27 protein-coding genes and 1 pseudogene are annotated in these 25860 nt (G+C 49.3%); 13 read left to right on the top strand and 15 right to left on the bottom strand.

The window, feature by feature from the left end; all coding sequences use genetic code 11:
- Positions 1-465 precede the first annotated feature (465 nt).
- A pseudogene (locus ACJHWR_RS22125) lies at positions 466-1704 on the bottom strand (pentapeptide repeat-containing protein); the annotation flags it as partial.
- A 614-nt stretch (positions 1705-2318) separates the two neighbouring features.
- Between ACJHWR_RS22125 and ACJHWR_RS22120 the strand changes: the two are divergent.
- The 6 genes from ACJHWR_RS22120 (at position 2319) to artJ (ending at position 6877) form a co-directional block, all read left to right on the top strand.
- On the top strand, positions 2319-2834 hold the full coding sequence (locus tag ACJHWR_RS22120; RefSeq protein ID WP_001270651.1) for a lipoprotein: 516 nt from the start codon (positions 2319-2321) through the stop codon (positions 2832-2834).
- 217 nt (positions 2835-3051) lie between these two features.
- Complete coding sequence (gene artP, locus ACJHWR_RS22115; RefSeq protein ID WP_000027205.1) at positions 3052-3780, top strand: arginine ABC transporter ATP-binding protein ArtP; 729 nt, start codon at positions 3052-3054, stop codon at positions 3778-3780.
- 17 nt (positions 3781-3797) lie between these two features.
- Positions 3798-4529 (top strand): arginine ABC transporter substrate-binding protein ArtI, encoded by a 732-nt coding sequence (artI, locus tag ACJHWR_RS22110; protein ID WP_000756575.1) that lies wholly within the window; start codon positions 3798-3800, stop codon positions 4527-4529.
- 6 nt (positions 4530-4535) lie between these two features.
- On the top strand, positions 4536-5252 hold the full coding sequence (artQ, locus tag ACJHWR_RS22105) for an arginine ABC transporter permease ArtQ (protein WP_001001691.1): 717 nt from the start codon (positions 4536-4538) through the stop codon (positions 5250-5252).
- A complete protein-coding gene (gene artM, locus ACJHWR_RS22100) occupies positions 5252-5920 on the top strand; it encodes an arginine ABC transporter permease ArtM (protein WP_135405729.1) in 669 nt (222 codons plus the stop codon). Before artQ ends, artM begins: the two co-directional genes overlap by 1 nt.
- Positions 5921-6145: 225 nt before the next feature.
- A complete protein-coding gene (gene artJ / locus ACJHWR_RS22095) occupies positions 6146-6877 on the top strand; it encodes an arginine ABC transporter substrate-binding protein ArtJ (protein ID WP_012311741.1) in 732 nt (243 codons plus the stop codon).
- Positions 6878-6905: 28 nt separating this feature from the next.
- On the opposite strand, the gene rlmC is transcribed toward artJ, so the two are convergent.
- The 10 genes from rlmC to ACJHWR_RS22045 form a co-directional block, all read right to left on the bottom strand.
- Positions 6906-8033 carry a 23S rRNA (uracil(747)-C(5))-methyltransferase RlmC gene (gene rlmC, locus ACJHWR_RS22090; RefSeq protein ID WP_001149716.1) on the bottom strand — a complete coding sequence of 376 codons (1128 nt, stop codon included), beginning with the start codon at positions 8031-8033 and terminating at the stop codon, positions 6906-6908.
- A gap of 40 nt (positions 8034-8073) precedes the next feature.
- Positions 8074-8562, bottom strand: a complete 489-nt coding sequence (locus ACJHWR_RS22085; protein WP_000389257.1) for a YbjO family protein — start codon at positions 8560-8562, stop codon at positions 8074-8076.
- A 59-nt stretch (positions 8563-8621) separates the two neighbouring features.
- Positions 8622-9467: a putrescine ABC transporter permease PotI gene (potI, locus tag ACJHWR_RS22080; RefSeq protein WP_001061665.1), complete on the bottom strand. Its 846-nt coding sequence runs from the start codon at positions 9465-9467 to the stop codon at positions 8622-8624.
- Positions 9464-10417 carry a putrescine ABC transporter permease PotH gene (potH, locus tag ACJHWR_RS22075; RefSeq protein ID WP_000105436.1) on the bottom strand — a complete coding sequence of 318 codons (954 nt, stop codon included), beginning with the start codon at positions 10415-10417 and terminating at the stop codon, positions 9464-9466. Before potH ends, potI begins: the two co-directional genes overlap by 4 nt.
- 9 nt (positions 10418-10426) lie before the next feature.
- A complete protein-coding gene (gene potG / locus ACJHWR_RS22070; protein ID WP_000996007.1) occupies positions 10427-11560 on the bottom strand; it encodes a putrescine ABC transporter ATP-binding subunit PotG in 1134 nt (377 codons plus the stop codon).
- Between the two features lie 94 nt (positions 11561-11654).
- On the bottom strand, positions 11655-12767 hold the full coding sequence (potF, locus tag ACJHWR_RS22065; RefSeq protein ID WP_000126098.1) for a spermidine/putrescine ABC transporter substrate-binding protein PotF: 1113 nt from the start codon (positions 12765-12767) through the stop codon (positions 11655-11657).
- A gap of 350 nt (positions 12768-13117) precedes the next feature.
- Positions 13118-13594, bottom strand: coding sequence for a YbjN domain-containing protein (locus tag ACJHWR_RS22060; protein WP_000203025.1), 477 nt, complete (start codon positions 13592-13594; stop codon positions 13118-13120).
- Positions 13595-13681: 87 nt separating this feature from the next.
- On the bottom strand, positions 13682-14584 hold the full coding sequence (gene rimK / locus ACJHWR_RS22055; RefSeq protein ID WP_000684328.1) for a 30S ribosomal protein S6--L-glutamate ligase: 903 nt from the start codon (positions 14582-14584) through the stop codon (positions 13682-13684).
- 60 nt (positions 14585-14644) lie between these two features.
- The gene (nfsA, locus tag ACJHWR_RS22050; RefSeq protein ID WP_000189141.1) at positions 14645-15367 is read right to left on the bottom strand and encodes a nitroreductase NfsA; all 723 of its coding nucleotides are present in this window, start codon (positions 15365-15367) and stop codon (positions 14645-14647) included.
- Entirely contained in the window at positions 15351-15638 is a 288-nt protein-coding gene (locus ACJHWR_RS22045; RefSeq protein WP_001201583.1) for a YbjC family protein, read from the bottom strand. The genes nfsA and ACJHWR_RS22045 overlap by 17 nt, the downstream gene beginning before the upstream one ends.
- A gap of 159 nt (positions 15639-15797) precedes the next feature.
- Here ACJHWR_RS22045 and grxA point away from each other — a divergent pair, with 159 nt between their 5' ends.
- Entirely contained in the window at positions 15798-16055 is a 258-nt protein-coding gene (gene grxA, locus ACJHWR_RS22040) for a glutaredoxin 1 (RefSeq protein ID WP_001195231.1), read from the top strand.
- A 29-nt stretch (positions 16056-16084) separates the two neighbouring features.
- Here grxA and ACJHWR_RS22035 read toward each other — a convergent pair whose 3' ends face one another.
- A complete protein-coding gene (locus ACJHWR_RS22035) occupies positions 16085-16462 on the bottom strand; it encodes an inner membrane protein YbjM (protein WP_000681108.1) in 378 nt (125 codons plus the stop codon).
- A 269-nt stretch (positions 16463-16731) separates the two neighbouring features.
- Here ACJHWR_RS22035 and ACJHWR_RS22030 point away from each other — a divergent pair, with 269 nt between their 5' ends.
- Entirely contained in the window at positions 16732-18417 is a 1686-nt protein-coding gene (locus ACJHWR_RS22030) for an aspartate:alanine antiporter (protein ID WP_001024876.1), read from the top strand.
- A 174-nt stretch (positions 18418-18591) separates the two neighbouring features.
- On the opposite strand, the gene rcdA is transcribed toward ACJHWR_RS22030, so the two are convergent.
- On the bottom strand, positions 18592-19128 hold the full coding sequence (gene rcdA / locus ACJHWR_RS22025) for a DNA-binding transcriptional regulator RcdA (RefSeq protein WP_001361715.1): 537 nt from the start codon (positions 19126-19128) through the stop codon (positions 18592-18594).
- 83 nt (positions 19129-19211) lie between these two features.
- Between rcdA and ACJHWR_RS22020 the strand changes: the two genes are divergently transcribed.
- The 3 genes from ACJHWR_RS22020 to ybjH all read left to right on the top strand — a co-directional run bounded on the left by ACJHWR_RS22020 (position 19212) and on the right by ybjH (position 21605).
- On the top strand, positions 19212-20420 hold the full coding sequence (locus ACJHWR_RS22020) for an MFS transporter (RefSeq protein ID WP_000217865.1): 1209 nt from the start codon (positions 19212-19214) through the stop codon (positions 20418-20420).
- On the top strand, positions 20420-21235 hold the full coding sequence (ybjI, locus tag ACJHWR_RS22015) for a 5-amino-6-(5-phospho-D-ribitylamino)uracil phosphatase (protein WP_001305939.1): 816 nt from the start codon (positions 20420-20422) through the stop codon (positions 21233-21235). The genes ACJHWR_RS22020 and ybjI overlap by 1 nt, the downstream gene beginning before the upstream one ends.
- Positions 21236-21320: 85 nt before the next feature.
- On the top strand, positions 21321-21605 hold the full coding sequence (ybjH, locus tag ACJHWR_RS22010; protein WP_000605480.1) for a protein YbjH: 285 nt from the start codon (positions 21321-21323) through the stop codon (positions 21603-21605).
- Between the two features lie 40 nt (positions 21606-21645).
- Here the strand turns inward: ybjH and mdfA are convergent, their stop codons facing one another.
- Positions 21646-22878 carry a multidrug efflux MFS transporter MdfA gene (mdfA, locus tag ACJHWR_RS22005; protein WP_001330495.1) on the bottom strand — a complete coding sequence of 411 codons (1233 nt, stop codon included), beginning with the start codon at positions 22876-22878 and terminating at the stop codon, positions 21646-21648.
- 284 nt (positions 22879-23162) lie between these two features.
- Between mdfA and ybjG the strand changes: the two genes are divergently transcribed.
- Complete coding sequence (gene ybjG, locus ACJHWR_RS22000; RefSeq protein WP_012311803.1) at positions 23163-23759, top strand: undecaprenyl-diphosphate phosphatase; 597 nt, start codon at positions 23163-23165, stop codon at positions 23757-23759.
- Between the two features lie 57 nt (positions 23760-23816).
- Positions 23817-24575: a DNA-binding transcriptional repressor DeoR gene (gene deoR / locus ACJHWR_RS21995; RefSeq protein ID WP_000450131.1), complete on the top strand. Its 759-nt coding sequence runs from the start codon at positions 23817-23819 to the stop codon at positions 24573-24575.
- Positions 24576-24621: 46 nt separating this feature from the next.
- Here the strand turns inward: deoR and dacC are convergent, their stop codons facing one another.
- Positions 24622-25824 (bottom strand): serine-type D-Ala-D-Ala carboxypeptidase, encoded by a 1203-nt coding sequence (dacC, locus tag ACJHWR_RS21990; protein WP_000195961.1) that lies wholly within the window; start codon positions 25822-25824, stop codon positions 24622-24624.
- Positions 25825-25860 lie beyond the last annotated feature (36 nt).

Below are 25860 nucleotides of genomic sequence, written 5' to 3'. Positions count from 1 at the left end.
CGCCGCAAAACAAGAAAGTAATAAGATCTCAATGCTTTTGTCATTAATATAAGCGAAGATCATTCTTGCAAATTCGTATATAAACGCCCGATCCTGAGCGCTTAATAGTTTAATACAATATTTATTTTTAAGAAAATAAAGTATTTCAAGGAAAGCATCCGCAGCAACCTTCACGTTATTACCGGCGGTCATATTATATATATCTCTTGCACAGATAGAGTACAGAGATAGTAAACAGCCATACAAATAATCATTTATTAATTCTTTTGTCCATTTTACTGGCAACCATGGTTTTATCTTGACACCATGCATACTACAGTCATGAAAAAGACATTTACTGAAATTAACTCTTATCATATCAACATTGAAAAAATGGCAGTTAATAAATTTTAAAGAATGAGTATTTACGTTGTTAATTTTAACAGATCTAAACGAAATATTTTTGAATACACTGTTTATTACATTGCTATTTGTGATTTTAACATCACCTAAACTGCCGTTTTCAAAACAACATTTTTTCAATATGCTTTCATTCACAATAGTGTGTGATAAATAGAGATTATTTATGTTTTGCTTTATTAATGCCACGTCATTAAAATGACTATATTTAATAAAGCAACCATCATTGAGTAGTGTTTTAAGATTGACTAAATTAGTTGCATCTTCACGTACCATCATGGCAACTGGAACAGGCAACGACATAAGAACTTCTTCATTCACCATCAAGTGAATCATGCATTGCGTTCCCTTTGTCATATCCACACTTACGCTACAAATATCGTTGTAATGCGAAGAGTGCATTTCAGGAAACAAATTAAACACGGTATCTTGAAAGGCACTAAATCGTGTTAATAAATCCTGATAATGAACAGGTTTTGTTTCAAAATTATCATCAGCAAATCCAAGTACTATTGCATGCTCGATATTTAACGCAGTTTCAAATGATTCTTCTTCTGTAAAATCATTATTTAAAACCTCACCTGACGTATTTTCACTGTCATAAAAAGTACTCATCAATGCGATATTGTTTGTTACAGCGTCTTTTGCGATATTCTCACTAATTGCATATCGCCTGCTATAATCATAAAAATGAATAAACGCATCCTTTATAAAGGATATATATTGCTCTTTGTTAAAGTCAATACGACTGTATAATTTTTCAAAAATCACATTCGCAATCTTACTACCCATAGTATGCCTGTATAATAATGGATGCGATTCAATCGTAAAATGCTTGTCTAATTGATGTTGTAATTTATTCTCATAGTCCAGTGGGAAAAGAAATTTTTGTCTTTCAAGTTTCCCATTCGATACATTACGTATTCCAATGGTAATTCTTTCATTACCCACTTTTATTTCAACTTCGTTATCTTCTGATTTGCCAAGATATTTTTTAACATCAATCTCGAAAGCATTACTAAAAAATATATTAAATTGATAATTCGCTGATGTAATATTTTCCGCTAGCAACTCATCATTTTTTATGAGATCACTATCAGCATTTATTGCTAATATCAGATGCAAGTAGATGGTGTCCCATGTAGACAACTCACCCTTACGACTGGAATTTAATATCGCGAAAAATTCCCTCAGTGAATCGAGGAAATTATCACTTTGATTCAGTTGTGTGCCTGGAAATGATGATGCTTGATCAGATATATTGTTTATCATATTAAAAATCACCCAAGGGAAAAGATATTCCACTGAACTCCTCGTGCTTTATTATTATAAAAGCACAACGCATTTATACTCATATTAATTAACGAAACACTGATACAGTTTGATTTATTCTTCGCTCAAACTCATTAGCTTAAATTCTTTACCCACAACTGTAGCATATATAATATTATCAAAAGTCAAAGCTGGGACTATCAAATTTCGCTCATTTTCAAAAATACAATGTAATTTTAGCAATCATCTTAATTGCAGGATCTCTTATTGCATGTGAAAAATTCTGTAATGATTAGACAATAACCGCGTTCATTTATCACGCGTTATAAATGTGAAACTGGCTTCTTGCAGATGCTCTTAACCTCTACAGGAGGATTTATCCCGCCATTTCAGAACTATCATATTTACCTTAAATGATCATTTCAGCCATATAACACGCTCAACCTCACAAATGGTTTACACTGTCTATTGTTTGGGTAATTTAAGTAAGTCAGCTACGAGCAACCTTGAGTGGGTAGCCAGCAATGGACTCAAACCCAATCAGGTGTTCAGATTGTTTCAGAATTGTATTAAAAACAATGTATTAAATAATCTGATAACGTTTGGTCGTAGTGTGACGCAGACAGCAAGCTAATAAGGAAATGATTATGCGCTACCGTTCACTATCTCTACTTATTCCATGTGCACTGCTGCTGAGTGCCTGTACCACCGTCACGCCAGCTTATAAAGATAACGGCCCCCGCACCGGTTCCTGTGCCCAGGGTGGCCCTGACAGCGTGGCTCAACAATTCTATGACTACCGCATTCAACATCGTAACAATGACATTACCGCCCTGCGCCCCTATTTGAGTGACAAACTGGCAACCCTACTTAGCGATGCCAGCCGCGATAACAGTCATCGTGAATTGCTAAGCAGCGATCCGTTCTCCAGTCGAACCACCTTGCCAGACAGCGCCCACGTTGCCAGTGCATCGACTATCCCTAATCGTGATGCCCGTAACATTCCATTGCGCGTGGATCTCAAACAGGGTGACCAGGGCTGGCAGGATGAAGTGTTAATGATTCAGGAAGGCCAGTGTTGGGTCATCGACGATGTGCGCTACTTAGGCGGTAGCGTTCATGCCACAGCGGGTACGCTCCGTCAGTCCATCGAGAATCGCTAACGCCTTGATCAACCAATAAACTCCGTAAATTGTCCGGCATTTCGTGAGGAATGCCGACATTTATGCTCGCCGACCACCGCCCCCGTTATTTTGTGCTATGTTTATTGAATAATGCGCTTTGCTTTTAACTTTTAAAGCAGAAATATTGCATAATTATTCTGTCAAAGGTACTATCTTCGACCTCAATAGCTATCAGACTGCCAGTATACGAGTGTCAATGAGTATTCAATTAAACGGCATTAATTGCTTCTACGGCGCGCATCAGGCGCTGTTCGATATCACGCTGGATTGCCCACAGGGCGAAACGCTGGTGTTACTTGGCCCCAGCGGCGCGGGGAAAAGCTCGCTGCTGCGTGTACTCAATCTGCTTGAGATGCCGCGCTCCGGTACGCTCAACATTGCAGGCAACCATTTCGATTTCACCAAAACACCCTCTGACAAAGCGATTCGCGATTTGCGTCGTAACGTTGGCATGGTGTTTCAGCAATACAACCTATGGCCGCATCTGACCGTGCAGCAAAACCTGATTGAAGCGCCCTGCCGTGTACTGGGGTTGAGCAAAGATCAGGCGCTGGCCCGTGCAGAAAAACTGCTGGAACGTCTGCGTCTCAAACCTTATAGCGATCGTTACCCGCTGCATCTTTCTGGTGGTCAGCAGCAGCGTGTTGCTATTGCCCGTGCGTTGATGATGGAACCGCAGGTACTGCTGTTCGATGAACCGACCGCCGCACTGGACCCGGAAATTACGGCACAAATCGTCAGCATCATTCGTGAGTTGGCAGAAACGAATATTACCCAGGTGATCGTCACCCACGAAGTTGAAGTGGCGCGTAAAACCGCCAGCCGAGTGGTGTATATGGAAAACGGTCATATCGTAGAACAAGGCGACGCGAGCTGCTTTACCGAGCCGCAAACCGAAGCATTTAAAAACTATCTCTCTCACTAATATTCGGGATAACAACAATGAAAAAAGTTCTGATTGCCGCGTTAATTGCAGGTTTTAGTCTTTCCGCCACAGCTGCCGAAACTATTCGTTTTGCTACCGAAGCCTCCTATCCTCCGTTTGAATCGATTGATGCAAACAACCAGATCGTTGGTTTTGACGTCGACCTGGCACAAGCGCTGTGTAAAGAGATTGATGCAACCTGCACTTTCTCCAACCAGGCATTTGACAGCCTGATCCCAAGCCTGAAATTCCGTCGCGTGGAAGCGGTGATGGCCGGGATGGATATCACCCCAGAACGTGAAAAGCAGGTGCTGTTTACCACCCCTTACTATGACAACTCTGCCCTGTTTGTGGGTCAGCAGGGTAAATACACCAGTGTTGATCAGCTGAAAGGCAAAAAAGTCGGCGTTCAGAACGGGACGACACACCAGAAGTTCATTATGGATAAGCACCCGGAAATCACCACCGTTCCGTATGACAGCTACCAGAACGCAAAACTGGATCTGCAAAACGGTCGTATCGACAGCGTATTCGGTGACACCGCAGTGGTCACCGAGTGGCTGAAAGACAACCCGAAACTGGCGGCAGTGGGCGATAAAGTGACCGATAAAGATTACTTCGGTACTGGTCTCGGCATCGCGGTACGTCAGGGCAACACTGAACTGCAGCAGAAACTCAACACTGCGCTGGAAAAAGTGAAGAAAGATGGCACTTACGAAACCATCTACAACAAATGGTTCCAGAAGTAATTCCTGATGAATGAATTTTTTCCTTTAGCAAGCGCCGCCGGGATGACCGTCGGCCTTGCCGTTTGTGCATTGATTGTCGGGCTGGCGCTGGCGATGTTCTTTGCGGTATGGGAGTCGGCAAAATGGCGTCCTGTCGCGTGGGCAGGTTCAGCGCTGGTAACCATTCTGCGTGGCCTGCCAGAAATTCTGGTGGTGCTGTTTATCTATTTTGGCTCCTCGCAGCTGCTGCTGACGCTTTCGGATGGCTTCACTATCAATCTTGGGTTCGTGCAAATCCCGGTGCAGATGGACATTGAGAACTTCGACGTTAGCCCGTTCCTTTGTGGTGTCATCGCTCTGTCGCTGCTGTATGCCGCCTATGCCTCGCAAACGCTGCGCGGCGCGTTGAAAGCGGTGCCGGTGGGCCAGTGGGAATCCGGACAGGCGCTGGGGCTGTCGAAATCGGCTATCTTTTTCCGTCTGGTGATGCCGCAGATGTGGCGTCATGCGCTGCCTGGTCTCGGTAACCAGTGGCTGGTGCTGCTGAAAGATACCGCGCTGGTCAGTTTGATAAGCGTGAATGATTTAATGCTACAAACCAAAAGCATTGCTACTCGTACCCAGGAACCATTTACCTGGTACATTGTGGCGGCGGCGATTTACCTGGTGATCACCCTGCTCAGTCAGTACATTCTCAAACGCATTGACCTGCGCGCGACACGTTTTGAGCGGAGGCCCAGCTAATGTTTGAGTATTTACCCGAACTGATGAAAGGGCTGCACACCAGCCTGACGCTAACCGTTGCCTCGCTGATTGTGGCACTGATTCTGGCATTGATTTTTACCATCATCCTGACGCTGAAAACGCCGGTGCTAGTGTGGCTGGTACGGGGCTATATCACGCTGTTTACCGGTACGCCGCTGCTGGTGCAGATCTTCCTGATTTATTACGGACCGGGCCAGTTCCCGACGTTGCAGGAGTATCCGGCACTGTGGCATTTGTTGTCAGAACCGTGGTTATGTGCGCTGATTGCGTTGTCGCTGAACAGTGCGGCGTACACCACGCAGCTGTTTTACGGTGCGATTCGCGCGATCCCGGAAGGTCAATGGCAGTCCTGTAGCGCCCTGGGAATGAGCCAAAAAGATACGCTGGCGATCCTGCTGCCGTACGCGTTTAAACGCTCGCTCTCTTCTTATTCCAACGAAGTGGTGCTGGTGTTCAAAAGTACTTCTCTGGCTTACACCATTACGCTGATGGAAGTGATGGGATACAGCCAGTTGTTGTACGGACGCACCTACGATGTCATGGTGTTCGGTGCGGCAGGGATTATTTACCTGATTGTTAACGGTCTGCTGACGCTGATGATGCGTCTGATCGAGCGTAAAGCACTGGCGTTTGAGCGAAGGAATTAATTTGGCTGCGTGCTGATGCCGGATGCGGCGTGGACGCCTTATCCGGCCTACATAGTGCATAAATTCTTATAATGAAGACGGACAACTCACTAAGCTGTCCGTCTTTTTTTATTTCATTTAAATTATTTAATCATATTTATTGCATATAAATTCACTTGATGGCATTGTTATCCCATGCCGCAGACACGGCCAAAAATCATAAGATTGACAGACGGGAGTTCCATCATGAAAAAGTTAGTTCTTGCCGCTTTACTTTCATCCTGTGCATTCGGCGCTTCTGCCGCAGAGAAAATCAATTTTGGCGTTTCAGCCACCTATCCACCCTTTGAATCTATAGGTGCTAATAATGAGATTGTCGGCTTTGATATCGATCTGGCAAAAGCCTTGTGCAAACAAATGCAGGCAGAATGTACTTTTACGAATCACGCGTTCGACAGCCTGATCCCGTCACTGAAATTCAGAAAATATGACGCCGTAATCTCCGGTATGGATATCACCCCGGAGCGTAGCAAACAGGTATCGTTTACCACGCCCTACTATGAAAACTCAGCCGTCGTGATTGCCAAAAAAAATACCTACAAAACGTTTGCCGATCTGAAAGGCAAACGTATTGGGATGGAAAACGGCACCACGCACCAGAAATATATTCAGGATCAGCACCCGGAAGTGAAAACTGTCTCCTATGACAGTTATCAGAATGCCTTTATCGATCTGAAAAATGGCCGTATTGATGGCGTATTTGGTGACACCGCAGTGGTAAACGAATGGCTGAAAACCAATCCGCAACTGGGCGTTGCGACTGAAAAAGTGACCGATCCGCAATACTTCGGCACCGGCCTGGGTATCGCTGTACGTCCGGATAACAAAGCTCTGCTGGAAAAACTGAATAATGCGCTGGCAGCAATTAAAGCTGACGGTACATATCAGAAAATCAATGACCAGTGGTTCCCACAGTAAGATTCAGAAAGCCGCACCTGCGGCTTTTTTATTGCTTCACCAGCAGCGTCAGCACTTCATAGTGCGCGGTGTGCGGGAACATATCAAAAAGCTGTACCCGTTCAATACGGTAACCTGGCAGTTCGCGGATATCTTTCGCCATGGTTTGGGCGTTACAGCTGGAGTATATGATAAAACGCGGTGCCATCGTTGAGAGATAATCACACAGCGGTATACCAATGCCGCGGCGCGGCGGGTTAACCAGCACCAGCTCCGGCACTTCCCCCTGGGCGGTGGCAAACTGCGTAGAGTCCAGCGCCTGAAATTGCAAACGCGTTAAGCCCAGTTCAGCGGCTGACTGCTTCGCACAGGCAATGGCCTCTGGTGCAATTTCGATCCCGGTTAACTGAATGTCAGGCGTCGCGCAGTGTAAACCAAAGCCCCCCACGCCGCAGAAGAGATCCCACATATGGTTTACCGGTAGTTGCCGCACCCAGTCGCGCGCGGTAGCGTAAAGCTGGCTGGCGACCGCCGGATTGGTCTGGAAGAAACTTTGCGGACGGATCCACAGCGGCACATCGTTAAAACGCTCCGCCAGCGCCTGTTGTTCGGTCAGGTAGATCTCCGTCTCCCCTTCCATAATCGCCATATGTACCGGCTGAATATTGACGGTAATAACTTTCAGCTGCGGTAATTGTTCCTGTAACCACGGCAGCGCCTTACGCAGTTGCGCCAGTTTGGTATCAGAACGCAGTACAAAACGCAGCATCATGCCGCCATCGCTCTGGCTTTCAGTCAGCAGAATGTATTTCAGTTCACCACGTTTACGCGCCACGTTGTAAGGTGTTAACCCCGCACGGGCGATGAAGGGTTTTAGCGCCGCAAAAACGGGCGCAAATGAGGCTGGATAAAGCGGGCAGTCACAAAGGTCTTCCGGTGTACCATCTCGATGCAGCATACCGAGCAGTGGTTTTTCAACACTACCACTCACCACCATTTTGGCTTTATTACGAAACCCTTGTTCCGGGCCTGACACCGGCGCACACCATTCCTCAACCGGAAAATCGGCGAGCAGATTTTTAAGATCGGCGGTTTTAGCGGAGAGTTGCTCTGGAATCGGCTGCGTTATCCACTGACAGGAACGACAGCGACCCGCGTCGTAAAGTGCGCACTGCATACATTGACCTTCACATCATCAGGGGCGACGATTATACACATTATTGCAACTGGAAGAACCGCCGACTGGTCGAGGGAACGAACAGCAGCATCAGGATGAGCATATCCGGCAGCTTCTGCAGTATCAGGCTATGGAAGATTTCACGTTTTGATTCACCGGGAATGCTGAACAGCTCCGGATAACCATACCCCAGCGAAGCTGCCCACAAGTAACTTGCGGCCGTGATTTGAGTCAACAGATACAGCCAGCGCGCCCAGCGACGCCCTTTCACCAGTGAAAACGCACACCAGATCTCAATAAAAACCAGCACCAGACTGCTTAAAAAGACCAGCGTTAAACTCCAGGTTTGTACGCTGCGATGAATGAACTCGCCAATACCGCGCACGCCCAGCGTATTGAAAATCATCAGCACGTCGAGGCCACGGATCATAATAATGGCGAGCGCCGCTACCTGCACCAGCGCAGGCACATTCAGGCGAGCATGAGATGAAGATGTTTTCTTAAAAAATCCCAACGTTTCGTCTTCCATGAAAACAATGCCGCGACATGCGCGGCATTATGTAGCCAGGTTGGCAAATTTTAGTGTCTTCAGCCACGTCTTGCACGCTGGATATCGCGTATCCGCTGTTTTTCTGCGCGCGCCATCAGATACCAGGCGATAAATCCGACAATTCCGACCGCGCCGAGGATTAATGTTGCCAGGGCGTTGATTTCCGGATTCACCCCCATCCGCACGCTGGAAAAGACCAGCATCGGTAACGTGGTGGCTCCCGGCCCGGAAACAAAGCTGGCGATCACCAGATCATCAAGCGACAAAGTAAAAGCCAGTAACCAGCCAGAAATGATCGCGGGCATGATCATCGGTAGCGTAATGACGAAAAACACTTTCAGCGGCGTCGCACCGAGATCCATCGCTGCTTCTTCTATCGAGCTATCCAGTTCCCGCAGACGCGACGAAATAACGACTGCCACATAAGCCGTACAGAAAGTGACATGCGCCAGCCAGATGGTGAGCATACCGCGGTCCGCAGGCCAGCCAATGGCATGAGCAAGCGCGACGAATAACAACAACAGCGACAAGCCTGTGATGACATCTGGCATCACCAGCGGCGCGGTGATCATAAAGGCAAAGCCATTTGATCCGCGAAACCTGCCAAAGCGCACCAGCACCACCGCCGCAATAGTCCCGAGGATCGCCGCCGCCGTCGCCGCACAGGCCGCAATTGTCAGGCTTAAACCAACCGCACTCATCATCGCGTCATCGCGCAATAATTCGCCATACCAGCGCGTTGACCAGCCGGCCCACACCGTCACCAGCTTCGAGCTGTTGAATGAATAGATCACCAGCATCAGCATTGGCGCGTAGAGAAAGGTGAAGCCCAGCAGCAAAATCACAATCCGCCAGGGCGAACGAACTACCGGTAAATTATTCATCCGTGTTCTCCCACGCTTTTTTGCTGATGCTTGTGGAACCACATTATCGGCACAATTAGCAGCAGCAACATGATGATCGCTACCGCTGAGGCCACCGGCCAGTCGCGGTTGTTAAAGAACTCCTGCCACAGCACGCGCCCGATCATGATGCTGTCCGGGCCACCGAGCAGTTCAGGGATCACAAACTCGCCCACAGCCGGGATAAACACCAGCATCGATCCGGCAATAATCCCACCTTTAGTCAGCGGCACGATCACAGTAAAGAACGTTTTCAGTGGTCGTGCACCGAGATCCAGTGCTGCTTCCACCAGCGAATAATCAATTCGAATCAACGCGGTATAAATCGGCAGTACCATAAACGGCACGTAGGCGTAAACAATGCCGATATAAACGGCCAGATTGGTATGTAGAATGGTCAGCGGTTGATCGATAACCCCCAGCCACAGCAGAAAATTATTCAGTACGCCGTTATTTTTTAATATTCCCATCCAGGCATAAACGCGAATCAGAAACGAGGTCCACGACGGCAGGATCACCAGTAGTAATAAGATATTACGGGTCGAAGGCTTACTGTGCGCCACCGCCCACGCCAGCGGATAGCCGATCAGTAAACAGCAAATAGTCGAAATCGCCGCCACCTGTAGCGACTGGAGATAAGCATCGAAATAGAGCGGATCGTCAGTCAGTTGCAGAAAATTACCGAGATTAAGAGTGATGGAAAGTTGCCCGTCAGCCCACTCCATCAGTTCGGTATAAGGTGGAATAGCGCGCGCCATCTCCGCCAGGCTTATTTTAAAGACAATCAGAAATGGCAGCAGAAACAGCAGGATTAGCCAGATATACGGCAGCGCAATCACCAGTTTGCGCCCATGCTTCATTTGCAGCTGCGACAACCACAGCTTAAATCCGCCCGGCGGTTTCGACTGGGCAGCAGGTTCAAGTGTACTCATCTTTGCTCCTTAAACCGTCAGCACCACACAGCTGTCCACTTCCCAGCACAAACGTACTTCGTCGCCCCAGGTCGGTAACCCTTTACGATGACGATGGGCGTTTTGTAGCTGGGCGCTAATCATCTGCCCACTTTTCAGACGAACGTGATACACCGAAAGATCGCCGAGATAGGCAATGTGTATCACCTCCCCCACCGCGAAGTTACAACCATTGGCGGGCGGTTCCTCGCAAAGCATGATTTTTTCCGGGCGAAGCGCCACATGCACCGGCACGTTATCGACCACTGAAGCATCCGCATCGACTTTCAGTGGGTGCACCAGTCCCGGCGAATAAAGCACCAGACCATCTTCCTGACGCTCTTTGAGTACACCTTCAAAGACATTAACCGAACCGATAAATTCAGCGCTATAGCGGGTGGTCGGATGCTCATAGATCTCTTCCGGTTCGCCAATCTGGACAAATTTCCCACGATTCATAATGGCGATACGCCCCGCCATGGTCATCGCCTCTTCCTGATCGTGAGTAACCATCACGCAGGTCACACCGACGCGCTCCAGAATATCCACCACTTCAAGCTGCATCCGGTCACGCAGCTTTTTATCCAGCGCGCCCATCGGCTCATCGAGCAGTAATAGTTTCGGGCGCTTGGCAAGGCTTCGGGCCAGGGCCACACGCTGTCGCTGACCACCGGAAAGCTGATGCGGTTTGCGTTTGGCGAACTCCTGCATATGCACCAGCCCGAGCATCTCATTGACCCGGCTGGCAATTTCCGCTTTCGGTAGTTTGTCCTGTTTCAGGCCAAAAGCGATGTTCTGTTCCACGGTCATATGCGGAAACAGCGCGTAAGACTGAAACATCATATTGATGGGGCGCAGGTAAGGCGGCACCTGTGACAAATCGACGCCATCGAGCATAATCTGCCCGGCAGAAGGTTGTTCGAAACCTGCCAGCATACGCAGCAGCGTGGACTTGCCACAGCCGGATGCGCCCAGCAGCGCGAAGATTTCGCCTTTATAGATGGTCAGGCTGACATCATCGACCGCATGCTGACCATCGTAAGATTTAGTCAGATTACGGATTTCTAATAGCGGCGTCAGCGCCTTACGGGTTTTCGCCTGCGGGCGAGGGATAGCGTCATTCACGGCTGCTCTCCGGCATTGAATGTGTGCAAGCGCACCATAATGGTGCGAATTGCCGGCGGGTGTGGTGCGCCCGTCCGGCATCTACGACTGCGGATTATTTTCCGCTCTTCACTTTGGTCCACGCGCGGGTGCGCACACGGTCTATTTTTGGATCCTGCACTTTCAGAGTGAACAACTTCGCACGAACGTCCGCCGGAGGATAAATCCCTGGATTATCACGCACTTCCGCGCTTACCAGCGGCGTAGCTTCTTTGTTCGCGTTGGCATAGAACACATGGTCGGAAATATGCGCCACCACATCCGGGCGCAGCAGGTAATTCAGGAACTGATAGGCTTCGTCTTTATTTTTGGCATCCGCAGGCATGGCGAAGACATCAAAGAACGCCATCGCCCCTTCTTTCGGAATCGAGAACGAGACATTAACGCCATTCTTCGCTTCCTTCGCGCGGTTTGACGCCTGCCAGACATCGCCCGCCCAGCCAATAGCGACGCAGATATCGCCGTTTGCCAGGTCGTTAATGTATTGAGATGAATGGAAATAACGAATGTTCGGGCGCAGCTTTAACAGCAGATCGGTTGCCGGTCCGGTGTAATCATCTGCTTTAGTGCTGTTGGGATCTTTACCGAGATAATTCAGCACGGTAGCAAACACTTCTTCCGGTGCATCAAGGAAAGAGACGCCGCAGCTTTTCAGTTTTTCCAGATTTTCAGGTTTGAGGATCAAGTCCCAGCTATCGACGGGCGCGTTTTCGCCCAGCACCGCTTTGACTTTATCGACGTTATAGCCAATCCCGGTTGTCGCCCACATATAGGGCATAGCAAATTTATTATCCGGGTCGTGTTTGGCAACCAACTTCAGCAGTTCCGGGTCGAGATTCTTCCACTCCGGCAATTTGCTTTTATCCAGCGGCTGGAAAACTCCCGCAGTCAACTGGCGTTCAAGAAAGCTTGCTGACGGCACCACCAGGTCAAAGCCGGTGCTACCCGCCATTAATTTGCCTTCCAGTACTTCGTTAGAGTCGAAAACATCGTAGACGACTTTAATACCGGTTTCTTTTTCAAAATTGGCCACCGTGTCCGGGGCGATATAATCAGACCAGTTATAAATGTGGAGTGTTTTTTGTTCAGCCGCGAGCGTGCTGACAGAGACGGCCATCAGAGCACCCGCAACCAGACCCGATAGCCATTTTTTATTTAAGGCGGTCATATCTCTTTCCTTCTGAAAGTTCGTTAACAAACGAACAAAAGTTGTCACACTGAAAGATATGCAATAAACGTGCATATTTTTTATCGGCGCGGTGTAAGAAAAGAGAACTCTCTCCCGGCCAGCACTGCTCGCTATATAAAAGCATCGCAAGAATAACTTTAGCCAGGGTTTGAGACTATAGCTCGGATTAAAAAACGGTATTTAACAAATTTTTATGCGTATTTGCTCTATGTGATAAAGCCAAATCGACACAAGAGAAGTGAAACAATCTTTAAGAAAAGATTAAAAACAGCAGATAATTTTGCAGCGCGCAGTCACTGCACCAGCGACTGCGTGCTCGAAAGGAGTTATCAGTGGAGGAAATAGTTTTCAGTAACGTTGTTTTGCCCTTCATCGTCAGTCGGTAACAGCAGTTGATGGGCATTAGCTTCAAGAATGACCATCGAAATCTGCTCTTCGCTCTGACGCACGAACCATGCAAACTGCTCATAGGTTACGCCCTGCATAACGGATAAAGACTGGCAAACCACCAGCTTTGGCAGATTATCATCCTGCATATCAAGAAATGCTTTCACGGTCAGCGAACTGGCATTGATGGCAGATAAATCCGCCGCCAGCGGCAATACGGCTGAAGGTCGGACTTCCGCCATGGCAGAAAACAGGATCGTGTTATCGATCAGATCGATTTTGGCATCAAAGACACCGTCGAAATTCTGCATATGGGGCAGATGCAGAGCCTGACAGTTATCACATTCAAAAAAACTCATCCCCAGGTCATCGAGCCATTGACGCAGCGTATCCAGACCAGGAACGACCAGCGATGTCATAATTTTGTACAACCTCTTTCGATAAAAAGACCGGCACAGCTTACGCAAAAAGCGCAGGCAAAACCATGATCAGCAATGTGATTGCGACTAGCCACCCGTTTTCAGGCAATATTCTGTCGTAGCGTGGCGTTCGATCCAGCGGATCATTTTACCCGCGATGTCGATACCGGTGGTTTTTTCTATTCCTTCCAGCCCTGGCGACGCATTCACTTCCATCACCAACGGCCCGCGATTAGCACGCAGAATATCCACACCAGCAACGTCCAGCGCCATCGTTCGCGCGGCTTTTATCGCGATTTCACGCTCCTGTGGTGTGATTCTGGCGACGCTTGCCACGCCGCCACGATGCAAATTGGAACGAAAATCGCCCTCTTTCGCCCGCCGTTCAATCGCAGCGACCACTTCATCGCCAACAACCAGACAGCGGATATCGCACCCTTGCGCCTCTTTGATATATTCCTGCACCAGAATATGCGCGTTCAGACCGCGGAAAGCGTCAATCACGCTTTCCGCCGCCTGACGCGTCTCCGCCAGCACGACGCCAATTCCCTGCGTGCCTTCAACCAACTTGACCACCAGCGGCGCACCACCGACCATGTCGATTAAATCGCTGGTATCATCCGGCGAATGCGCAATGCCCGTGACAGGCAGGTCGATGCCCTGACGCGCCAGCAGTTGCATCGAACGCAATTTGTCACGCGCCCGGGCAATGGCGACCGACTCATTGAGCGGATAGCTCCCCAGCATCTCGAACTGGCGCAGTGCCGCCGTCCCATAAAAGGTAATGGCGGTACCAATACGCGGGATCACAGCATCAAAATGGGGTAACTTGCGGCCTTTGTAGTGAATAGAAGACGCCGCAGGATTTATGTTCATGTAGCAAGAAAGCGGATCAAGAATTTCAACCAGGTGACCGCGCTGTATAGCGGCTTCACGCAGCCGCTTACACGAATAGAGCGTTCCATCCCGGGACAATATGGCAATTTTCACCCTGCACCTCTCTGTCAGACCTGGTCAAAAGCCCGCGTATCATACATCGGCGTGGCGGTTTTAGCGCGTTGCCCAACCCTGTTTGTGCAAATAATCCAGAATAAATGGGCGGCTTTCTTTAATGATTGTTCGGCGGATATGATCGCTCCAGGTATCCCGGCGATTATTGCTGCCACGGGTGAGGTAATATTCCGCCAGTTGTTCGTCATACTGCGCCAGTGCGTCTTTATCCAGCGGTTGATAGCTGTTTTCATGCACCAAAATGGAGGCCGGTAAACGCGGCTTAAGATCCGGATTATCCGCAGGCCAGCCAAGGCACAGCCCAAACAACGGCAGAACATGCCGCGGTAATTTCAGCAGCTCCGTCACCGCTTCAATATTATTGCGCAGGCCGCCGATATATACCCCGCCCAATCCCAGCGATTCCGCTGCGGTTAATGCATTCTGCGCCATCATTGCCGTATCAACGACACCGAGCAACAGTTGTTCCGCCAGGCCAAGTTGTGCATCCGGACAGATCTGTAAATGGCGGTTAAAGTCGGCACAGAACACCCAGAACTCCGCCGCTTGCGCTACGTGTTTTTGCCCGCCGGTCAGTGTCACCAGTTCATCACGTAACGCTTTGTCGGTAATGCGAATAATGCTACTGCACTGCAAAAAACTGGAACTGGACGTCGCACGGGCGCTGTTAATAATCGCCTCACGCTGCGCTTCGGAAATGGGTTCATCAGTGAAATGGCGAATGGAGCGATGGCCACAAATAAGTTCAATGGTTGGCGTCATTATCTTTTTCTCTTTCTGAACGTGAATATTGCGGTGGACGGTTCATCAGCTGTGGGGCAAGACGTTTTACCACCTGAAGAATAACCACCACCGCAGCGGGAAGCATGAGCAAAACACCGAGAAAAATCATCAGAATCTGCACTTCTGGCCGAGAAAATGGCTCAGGCAGCGACAGGGGGTCGCTTACCGACAGCAGCGCCACCGCCAGCGACATCATTCCGATAAATTCCAGTATCAACACGCTTTTAGGCAATTTACCGATCGCGCGCATACGCTTCCCTCTGCAAAGTGAGCCTTCAGTCTAAAACTTTTCACTGTATTGTGTTTAACAGTTATAGCTTTTAGCAATTAATGCAACAGGTTAAACCTACTTTCAGCGAATACATTTTAGCGTGATCATTACAGGCATAAATCTATGAGGAGAGAAATAATGCAAACCGTTATTTTTGGTCGTCCGGGTTGCCCTTACTGTGTGCGTGCAAAAGATCTGGCTGAGAAATTGAGCAATGAACGCGATGATTTTCAGTATCAGTATGTTGATATTCGTGCGGAAGGGATCACTAAAGAAGATCTACAACAAAAGGCAGGTAAACCCGTAGAAACCGTGCCGCAGATTTTTGTCGATCAGCAACATATCGGCGGCTATACCGATTTTGCTGCATGGGTGAAAGAGAATCTGGACGCCTGATCGTCTGACAAGCCCTCGCGTTGAGGGCTTTATTGATTTTTTCTGTGCTGTGGTTTAAACAAACTACTGATAAATAAGAAACACAGTGCCCCCAGCGCACACCAGAACACCGCACTTAATAACCATGCCAGCTCTTGCCAGAATGAGCGCGTCGGTGAAAAAAACAGCCGCATAATAAGCATTGAACAGGGTGCCGCCAGCATTGCGCCAAACAGAGGTTTCAGGACTTCTCTACGCTGTGAAAAGAAGCTGGCAACTGCTCCAGGAAGAATGAAAAACAGCAAGCCGATTTCAGGATGCCCGGCAGCCCGAAAAGCGCCTTTCATGTGCGTCGCCAGAAAAAGGCACACCACAATGAAGAGGACAAAACAGCAGATTGCCCCCGCCCAACGTTGTTTATGTTTCACTCGTTCCTCCTGACACTGCGTCTATCGAACACATTTTTCGCCAGTGTGGCGTTCAGTAAGATAAAGCCGCTTCGCATTCCATGCTAATATAGGCCAACGCAATTCATATAGCCGTTGATACCTAATGTGATTACACTAGTAAAATATATTGTTACTTTACTATCGTTTAGGTGCGCTGAATGAATCTGCGCCCTGAATTCTGGTAAAAAACATTATCGTAAATTACCATTTCTTTCAACAGCTTACTAGTAAACAAGAAGTTAGCCTCCGTGAATATAAACGTCGCCGAATTGTTAAATGGGAATTACATTCTGTTATTATTTGTGGTCCTCGCGCTTGGGCTATGTCTCGGGAAATTACGACTTGGTTCGATCCAACTGGGTAATTCCATTGGCGTTTTAGTCGTATCGCTGTTATTAGGCCAACAACATTTCAGCATTAACACCGACGCGCTTAATCTTGGCTTTATGCTGTTTATTTTCTGCGTCGGGGTCGAAGCCGGACCGAACTTTTTTTCCATTTTTTTTCGCGATGGGAAAAATTACCTAATGTTAGCACTGGTGATGGTTGGCAGTGCGCTGGTCATCGCCTTAGGGTTAGGTAAGCTGTTTGGCTGGGATATTGGCCTGACGGCCGGTATGTTAGCAGGCTCTATGACGTCAACACCGGTTTTGGTCGGTGCTGGCGATACACTGCGTCATTCCGGCATGGAAAGCAGGCAGCTCTCACTGGCACTGGATAATCTGAGCCTCGGGTATGCCTTAACCTATTTAATCGGTCTGGTGAGTTTGATTGTTGGTGCGCGTTACTTGCCGAAATTGCAGCATCAGGACTTACAGACCAGCGCCCAGCAAATCGCCCGCGAACGTGGCCTGGACACAGATGCCAACCGTAAGGTTTATTTGCCGGTGATCCGCGCCTACCGCGTCGGCCCGGAGCTGGTGGCCTGGACCGACGGCAAAAATCTGCGTGAACTGGGTATTTATCGACAAACCGGCTGCTACATTGAACGTATTCGACGTAACGGGATTCTGGCAAATCCAGACGGTGATGCCGTGCTACAAATGGGCGATGAAATAGCGTTGGTAGGCTATCCCGACGCCCACGCCCGACTCGATCCCAGTTTCCGTAATGGCAAAGAAGTTTTCGATCGTGACCTTCTCGACATGCGTATCGTCACTGAAGAAGTGGTCGTTAAAAACCATAACGCTGTAGGCAAACGTCTCGCACAACTGAAGTTGACCGATCACGGTTGCTTCCTTAACCGCGTCATTCGTAGCCAGATTGAGATGCCGATTGATGACAACGTCGTGCTTAACAAAGGTGACGTTTTACAAGTCAGCGGCGATGCCCGTCGCGTAAAAACCATCGCCGATCGCATCGGCTTTATCTCGATTCACAGCCAGGTCACTGACTTGCTGGCATTCTGCGCCTTCTTTGTGATTGGGCTGATGATCGGGATGATCACCTTCCAGTTCAGCACATTCAGTTTCGGCATGGGGAACGCTGCCGGGTTGTTATTCGCCGGAATTATGCTGGGCTTTATGCGTGCTAACCACCCGACCTTCGGTTACATTCCGCAAGGTGCATTAAGCATGGTGAAAGAGTTCGGCTTGATGGTGTTTATGGCAGGCGTTGGTCTGAGCGCCGGTAGCGGTATTAATAACGGCCTGGGCGCGATTGGCGGTCAAATGTTGATTGCCGGATTGATTGTCAGTCTGGTGCCAGTGGTTATCTGCTTCTTGTTCGGTGCTTATGTATTGCGAATGAACCGCGCACTGTTGTTCGGCGCAATGATGGGCGCACGCACCTGCGCGCCGGCAATGGAGATCATCAGTGATACAGCTCGCAGTAACATCCCGGCGCTGGGCTATGCGGGCACCTATGCAATCGCCAACGTCCTGCTGACGCTAGCAGGGACAATCATCGTCATGGTATGGCCAGGATTAGGATAAAACTGAAGTTGCCCTGAAAATGAAATTTTTTTGCACAACCGCAGAACTTTTCCGCAGGGCATCAGTCTTAATTAGTGCCACTGCTTTTCTTTGATGTCCCCATTTTGTGGAGCCCATCAACCCCGCCATTTCGGTTCAAGGTTGGTGGGTTTTTTGTTGCCTGAAATTTATCTACTACCCTGCAACCCTCTCAACCATCCTCAAAATCTCCTCGCGCGATAGCGGCTTACGGTCGGTGACAAAATGCAGCGTCATCCCCTCAATAAACGCATCAAGCGCGCGGGCGGTTCCGGGTTCAAACCATTGTTCGAGCGTTTGCTGACTGCGCTGCATCCAGTTTTGCATTACCGTTTTTAATAGCGGTTTTCGGCTAGCCAGCGCGTAGAGCTGGTACATCAGCTCCATGTTATCCGGCGTTGCAACCTGTGAGCTGTAGATCATATCGGTGATAGCCTGGCATGCGCCCGGAGCATCACTAACATCGCTAAAAAATGCCTGATATTGCCGGGACATGATCTCAGTAAAACGGCTGAACGCCTCCAGCAACAACTCATCAATTCCTGAAAAATAGTAAGTCATCGATCCCAACGGTACCCCGGCAAGGGTAGCAATTTTGCGGTGCGTAACAGCATGTATTCCGTAAAGTTTCACCGCCTCCAGCGTGGCCTGGATAATTTTTTCTCGCCGTTGTGGATCGTTAGCGCGACGCATGTCATTTCCTCTGTCTGCAATTGTGTACAAATGTACACAACCTTGCTAATGTTGTCTTCCCTCTTCTTATTTTGACGTGATCTATGACCGTAAATTCTTCACGTAATGCATTGAAACGCCGAACCTGGGCGCTGTTTATGTTCTTCTTTTTGCCAGGCCTGTTAATGGCGTCCTGGGCAACCCGTACACCTGCTATCCGCGACATTCTTTCTGTCTCGATCGCTGAAATGGGTGGAGTCCTCTTTGGTCTGTCGATCGGTTCAATGAGCGGTATTCTCTGCTCGGCGTGGTTAGTGAAACGCTTTGGAACGCGTAATGTCATCCTGGTCACGATGTCCTGCGCATTGATCGGGATGATGATACTAAGTCTGGCACTCTGGCTGACATCGCCCCTGCTCTTCGCGGTTGGTCTCGGCGTCTTTGGGGCAAGTTTTGGTTCTGCGGAAGTGGCGATAAACGTTGAAGGTGCCGCCGTTGAGCGAGAAATGAATAAAACGGTTTTGCCGATGATGCACGGTTTTTATAGCCTGGGCACGCTGGCAGGCGCTGGTGTCGGGATGGCACTGACGGCCTTTGGCGTTCCGGCAACGGTGCATATTTTATTGGCGGCGCTGGTAGGCATCGCACCTATTTATATCGCCATTCAGGCAATCCCTGACGGTACGGGCAAAAATGCTGCCGATGGCACCCAGCATGGCGAAAAAGGCGTACCTTTTTATCGCGATATCCAGTTGCTGTTGATTGGTGTTGTGGTGCTGGCGATGGCCTTTGCCGAAGGTTCTGCCAACGACTGGTTACCCTTATTAATGGTTGACGGTCACGGTTTTAGTCCTACTTCCGGCTCGCTGATTTATGCCGGTTTTACCCTGGGGATGACTGTTGGACGCTTTACCGGCGGTTGGTTCATCGACCGTTACAGTCGCGTTGCCGTGGTTCGGGCCAGTGCACTAATGGGGGCGTTGGGTATTGGGATGATTATTTTTGTCGATAGTGCCTGGGTCGCTGGGGTGTCTGTTGTACTTTGGGGACTGGGTGCCTCGTTGGGCTTCCCGCTGACCATTTCTGCCGCCAGCGATACCGGCCCCGATGCACCGACCCGCGTCAGCGTGGTAGCAACGACCGGTTATCTGGCTTTCCTCGTTGGGCCGCCGCTGCTGGGCTATCTCGGCGAACATTATGGATTACGTAGTGCAATGCTGGTTGTACTGGCGCTGGTTATTCTCGCGGCTATTGTCGCGAAAGCCGTCGCCAAACCCGATACCAAAACGCAGACGGCGATGGAGAATAGTTGATGAGCATTAAATTAATTGCGGTAGACATGGATGGTACTTTCTTAAGCGATCAAAAAACCTATAACCGTGAGCGGTTTATGGCTCAGTATCAGCAAATGAAAGCACAAGGCATTCGCTTTGTGGTCGCCAGCGGGAATCAATATTATCAGTTGATCTCTTTCTTTCCGGAAATTGCTAATGAAATAGCCTTTGTGGCTGAAAACGGCGGCTGGGTAGTGAGCGAAGGCAAAGATGTTTTTAATGGCGAGCTGTCGAAGGATGCGTTTGCTACTGTCGTGGAACATTTGCTGACGCGCCCGGAAGTGGAAATTATTGCCTGCGGAAAAAATAGCGCCTATACCCTCAAAAAATATGACGATGCCATGAAAACGGTGGCGGAAATGTATTATCACCGTCTGGAATACGTCGATAACTTTGACAACTTAGAAGATATCTTCTTTAAGTTTGGTCTGAATCTTTCCGATGAACTGATTCCACAAGTACAAAAAGCATTACATGAGGCCATCGGCGATATTATGGTGCCGGTCCACACCGGCAACGGCAGCATCGATCTGATTATCCCCGGCGTACATAAAGCCAATGGCCTTCGCCAACTGCAGAAATTATGGGGAATAGACGACAGCGAAGTGGTGGTCTTTGGCGATGGCGGTAACGATATTGAGATGCTGCGTCAGGCAGGCTTTAGTTTTGCAATGGAAAATGCCGGCAGCGCGGTCGTCGCAGCAGCAAAATACCGGGCAGGCTCCAATAACCGTGAAGGCGTACTGGATGTGATCGATAAAGTTCTTAAACACGAAGCGCCATTTAACCAATAAAAACGGCAGCACGCCCGGCAACACAATGCCTGAATGAAGGCTGCATAATTCGCGGAAATTAACCCGCTGCATTATTTCAGGCGAAATGATTATGAAAAATTGTCTACTGTTGGGCGCGCTTTTAATGGGCTTTACTGGTGTGGCGATGGCGCAAAGTGTCACCGTCGATGTGCCGAGTGGATACAAAGTGGTTGTGGTTCCTGATTCAGTCAGCGTTCCACAAGCGGTCAGCGTCGCGACTGTGCCGCAAACCGTCTATGTGGCTCCTGCGCCAGCTCCGGCTTACCGCCCGCATCCTTATGTTCGCCATCTTGCCAGCGTAGGTGAAGGGATGGTTATCGAACACCAGATTGACGACCATCACCATTAATTTGAGAATGCCTGATCGCACAAAGCAATCAGGCATTTTTTTACCCTTCGTGCGAATTTCCCATCTGTTTATCTTTTAAAAAGATAACCATCAGCAACAGCCACAAAATGCCGTTGACAAGGTTGAAGAGATTAAACAGTCCGTTGCCCCCGTTCAGCCAGGCATGTTTGCTGATTTCAATACCGACGGTAAAGATCAGCATTTGCAGCATCCCCATCGCCGCAGAAACCGTACCTTTACTCATATCGCTGGCAAACAGGGTTAATCGCACCAGTCCCGCATTCGCCAGACCAATACCGAAAGCATAAAGACTTAACCCGGCGGTCATCCATAAATACGCATGCGATGAGATAACCGTTGCCGCAGCAGCGACCAACAGACCAATCATAATCGGCCAGCCGCCCATAATAATCAGCGAACGTACGGTGCGGCGCGAGGTCAGACGCGCTAACAGCAAGTTACCCGCAATTAACGCCCCGAAAATAGGCACTTGCAGCAAACCATATTCATAGCTGCTCAACTGCTCGCCGGTAATGATGATAATCGGCGACTGGGCGATCCACGCCAGCAATGGCAGGCTAACGAATCCCAGCGCCAGCGCCCCCGCCACAAAGCGACCGTTCTTCAGCACCAGCTTATAGTCACGACCGAGTTCTTTCAGCGACAGTTTCTCGCCTATACGCGTGGCGGTTTCAGGCATGGCTCGTTGTAGACCGAAAAAGGAGATCGCTGCCAATGCGGCAAACAAGACAAACATCCCCTCCCAGGGCAGCACATGGATCCACGCCGCGCCCACCAGCGGACCAAGTAGCGGAGCAATCAGCGCCACGTTCGCCATCAGCGCGGTGATCTTGATACAAACCGCCTCTTCGAAGGATTCCTGAATTGCGGCGTATCCCACAGCGCCAATGAAACAGAGGCTTATGCCCTGCAAGAAGCGCAACAGGGTGAATTGTTCAATGTTTTGCGCCAGTAATATTGCCAGACAGGTGACGATAAACCACACCACTCCCGCCAGCATCACCGGACGGCGGCCAATACGATCCGACAGCGGCCCCAGGAGCCATTGTAAAAACATCCCGCCCGCCAGATACGCGGTCATCGAAGTAGGAACCCAATCAATGCCCGCCTGATATTGTTCCACCACCGCCAACATACCGGGTTGAATCATATCGTTGCCGATATAGGTTGAAAATTCGTAAAGCACCAGACAGAGAGGGAAAAGTAACGCCTGACGTCCAAGCCTGGCACCGGAAGCTAATTTATTTTGCATGCAATTTCTTCGCCAATAATAATCGCGCAAAGTTTAATAAAAGCGCAGCTAACGAGAAAGCGAATTTTGTAGCTGAAACCACGGTTAAGCACATTCTTACATTATTGCGAGTATAGCTACGCTTTCTTTAAGTTTTATTTAACCTATGCCCGTTACAATCACCCACCGTAAACAGGCCGCTTGAGGGAAATAAGACGATGCCGCTTTACCCAGTTTAACCTGCACTTTATTCTCAACGACTTGCCTGTATTGGCTCCCTTTTAATCACTTTGCGTCGGGAAGTTATGCTGGAAAATTTGAATCTCTCTCTATTCTCTCTTATTAACGCGACGCCAGACTCTGCGCCGTGGATGATCTCGTTGGCGATTTTTATTGCAAAAGATTTGATTACCGTGATGCCGCTGCTGGCCGCAGTACTTTGGTTGTGGGGGCTTACAGCACAACGGCAACTGGTGATAAAAATCGCTATCGCGCTGGCGGTCAGCCTGTTTGTGTCCTGGACGATGGGGCATCTTTTTCCGCACGACCGACCCTTTGTCGAAAATATCGGCTATAACTTCCTGCATCATGCGGCGGATGACTCATTCCCGAGCGATCACGGTACGGTGATTTTCACCTTTGCACTGGCATTTTTATGCTGGCATCGCCTGTGGTCCGGCTCACTTTTAATGGTGCTGGCCGTCGTCATTGCCTGGTCGCGCGTTTATCTTGGTGTCCACTGGCCGCTGGATATGCTCGGTGGATTGCTGGCAGGTATGATTGGCTGCCTTAGCGCCCAGATTATCTGGCAAGCGATGGGGCATAAACTCTATCAACGTCTGCAATCGTGGTATCGCTTCTGTTTTGCATTACCGATCCGCAAAGGCTGGGTGCGTGACTGATCTCTGCTAAAAAGTGTAGTATTGAGCGGCTCGCTTCAATAACTATTCAGAGGGATTATGGAAACACGTCGCGAAGAGCGTATCGGGCAGCTGCTGCAAGAATTAAAACGCAGCGATAAGTTACATCTTAAAGACGCCGCCGCCCTGCTTGGGGTTTCGGAGATGACGATTCGTCGCGATCTGAACAACCACAGTGCGCCCGTCGTTTTGCTCGGCGGCTATATTGTTCTGGAACCGCGCAGTGCCAGCCATTACCTGTTAAGCGATCAAAAATCCCGCCTGGTGGAAGAAAAACGCCGGGCGGCAAAACTGGCTGCGACGATGGTAGAACCCGATCAGACCCTCTTTTTTGACTGTGGCACCACCACACCGTGGATTATTGAAGCGATTGATAATGAAATCCCTTTTACCGCCGTTTGTTATTCGCTAAATACCTTTCTGGCGCTGAAAGAGAAACCTCATTGCCGCGCGTTTCTGTGTGGTGGTGAATTTCACGCCAGCAACGCCATTTTCAAACCCATCGATTTTCAGCAAACGCTGAATAATTTTTGCCCGGATATCGCTTTTTATTCTGCGGCGGGCGTGCATGTCAGTAAAGGCGCTACCTGTTTTAATCTTGAAGAGTTGCCGGTAAAACACTGGGCCATGTCGATGGCGCAAAAGCATGTGCTGGTTGTCGACCACAGTAAATTTGGCAAGGTGCGTCCGGCGCGCATGGGTGACCTGAAACGCTTTGATATTGTTGTGAGCGATTGTTGCCCGGAAGATGAGTATGTGAAGTACGCGCAGACGCAGCGTATTAAGTTGATATATTAATGACGTATAACCGGATGACGTTTCGCGCCATCCGGTTATCAGAAGATTAAGAGAACCAGCTGCCGAACCACTGATGGAATTTCATCATCACGAAATCCCACATCCGACCAAAGAATCCGCCCTCTTCCACATTTTCCATCACGATCAGCGGACGCTGCTCAATGGATTTACCGTTAAGCTGGAAATCAATGGTCCCGACAACCTGACCTTTTTTCAGCGGTGCGGTAAGCTGCGGTTCCGTTAACGTATAACTCGCTTTCAGGTTTTTCAGCTGCCCACGCGGTATGGTCACTGAGCCCGCTTCACCTGCCCCGAGATTCACTTCGCTCTTATCACCAAACCAGACGCGCTGAGTCACAAAGGTGGCATCAGGTTTAATTGGCGTCACGGTTTCAAAGAAGCGGAAACCCCAGGTCAATAATTTCTCAGACTCATTAAAACGGATACGGTCAGTTTTCGCCCCCAGCACTACGGAGATTAAACGCATATCACCCTGGGTAGCCGAAGCAACCAGATTATATCCCGCGCCTGCAGTGGTTCCTGTCTTCATGCCATCAACATTCAGATTGCTGCTCCACAGCAGACGGTTACGGTTAGGCTGACGAATTTTGTTGAAGGTGAACTCTTTCTCTTTATGAATGGCGTACTCTTCCGGCACATCGTGGATTAATGCTTTACCCAGCAATGCCATATCGCGCGCGGTACTGAACTGCCCCGGCGCATCCAGACCGTGCACCGTCTGGAAGGTAGTGTTGGTCAGACCCAGTTTTTTGGCATAACCATTCATCAAACCAATAAATGACTCCTGGCTCCCGGCAACGTAATCGGCCAGCGCAATACAGGCGTCATTACCGGACTGGATAATCACACCTTTGTTCAAGTCTGCCACCGAAACCTGATCGCCCGGTTTGAGGAACATTACCGATGAACCACGCAGTGCCGGATTTCCCGTCGCCCAGGCATCTTTACCGACCGTCACCATATCGGTGAGTTTAATCTTATCGGCCTTAAGCGCCTGCCCAACCACATAGCTGGTCATGATTTTAGTCAGGCTCGCGGGATCCAGTTTCTCATCCGCGTTGCCTTCTGCCAGCACTTTACCGCTGGCGTAATCCATTAAAATCCATGCACGCGCATCCACGCTCGGCGCTTCAACGGTTTGTTCCGCCGCGAATGCCGTTGGGGCAAAAAGGAATAAAAATGCAGAACCCGCTGCAAGACCACGAAGGAGAGAGGAGTATTGCGTCATAAATGCCACCCGAGTATCCATTCAAAAAAAATACGT

The organism is Escherichia sp. WS568, from assembly GCF_046486085.1.
Classification (GTDB): domain Bacteria; phylum Pseudomonadota; class Gammaproteobacteria; order Enterobacterales; family Enterobacteriaceae; genus Escherichia; species Escherichia coli.
Note: the sequence above shows the minus strand (reverse complement) of the source record. Positions and strands in the feature narration are given on the sequence as shown.